Annotated in this window: 1 protein-coding gene; it reads left to right on the top strand. The window is 58.9% G+C overall.

Features of this window, described 5'->3' with window-relative positions; translation table 11 throughout:
• Positions 1-107: 107 nt before the first annotated feature.
• On the top strand, positions 108-1461 hold a 1354-nt coding region (locus MOJ79_RS18825; RefSeq protein WP_241925534.1), incomplete at its 3' end, for a C-terminal helicase domain-containing protein.

Below are 1461 nucleotides of genomic sequence, written 5' to 3'. Positions count from 1 at the left end.
CGAATCCGGTGGTGCCAAGGCTCATCTGCTTCATGTCGATACTGTCTCACATCCGACGGTCATCGCCGGGGTTTTGCAGACCTTCCCTAGGCTTTGACTACTTCACGTTGCTCGACCACCTGACTATCGCCCGGTCGCGCCGGCATATCGAGAAGTACTACGGCACCAGCGAGACGGGGCGCTTCCCAGTGCGTCTACCGCCGATCAACATCAAGGCCGACGTGGATCGCGCCGGAGAATTTCCCGGCGTCCGCGACATCAATCGAGAAATCCGGCGACTCAACCTCGCGGCCTACGCTCCCTTGCGCTACGTCCTGCCCCACAAGCAGGCTGCCTACAACGCCAAGTACAGCATGCAAGTCCGAGGCGGTGAAGGATTCTTCCGCCAGGTGGACCGCGAAGAGAGTCTGATCCACCTATTGCGAGTCAACGTGCTCAAGCGCATGGAAAGCGCAGTTTCATCTTTTGCGCTCACAGTCGAGCGCCAGCTCCGGGACGTTGAGGCTACGCTCGCGCGAATCGAGGTGCGCGCCGAGGACATTGAGGAGCTGGATATCTCAGATGTCGATATCGACGATCCGGCCTTCGAACCCTTGCTCGTGGGGCGCAAGGTGAAAGTCCTCCTCAGCGATGTCGATCTGCTTCGCTGGAAGCAGGATCTGATCGAAGACCGCAATCGACTGGCCACCCTTCTGTCGGCTGCAAAGCAGGTCGACGCATCGCGCGACGCCAAGCTCGCGGAATTGCGCGAGATGATTGCGCACAAGTGTCGCAATCCCATAAACCCCGGCAATCGCAAGATCATCGTCTTCACCGCCTTTGCCGATACGGCGGAGTATCTTTACCGGGAACTTGCACCCTGGGCCAAGGAACGGCTTGGCATCGAATCCGCGTTGGTCACGGGCACCGGCCGCAACCAGACAACTCTCCCCGCGCTGCGCAAGGATCTGGGGGCCATTCTCACAGCCTTCGCTCCCCGGTCCAAAGAGCGGCCGCCAGAGTTGGCCCACGAAGGCGAGTTAGATCTGCTTATTGCCACCGATTGCATTTCCGAAGGCCAGAACCTGCAAGACTGCGATTGGCTGATCAACTACGACATTCACTGGAACCCGGTTCGCATCATCCAGCGCTTCGGTCGGATCGACCGCATCGGTTCGCCAAACGAGGTCATCCAGCTCATCAACTTCTGGCCCAACATGGAGCTGGAGGAGTACATCAACCTCGAACAGCGCGTCAGTGGGCGCATGGTATTGCTGGATGTCTCCGCCACCGGCGAAGAGAACCTCATCGAGCAATCAGCCGGCAACTCGATGAATGATCTCGAATACCGTCGTAAGCAACTGCTCAAGCTACAAGACACGGTCATTGACCGGCTCTATGCCGTTTTGTGTGGAAACGCTTCGCGTCATGTTGGCATCGCCGGCGCGAACGGACTGGCCGGCAGGTGCTTGAGCTTGGACA

This window comes from Calidifontimicrobium sp. SYSU G02091 (assembly GCF_022631395.1).
Lineage (GTDB): Bacteria > Pseudomonadota > Gammaproteobacteria > Burkholderiales > Burkholderiaceae_C > Calidifontimicrobium > Calidifontimicrobium sediminis.
Note: the sequence above shows the minus strand (reverse complement) of the source record. Positions and strands in the feature narration are given on the sequence as shown.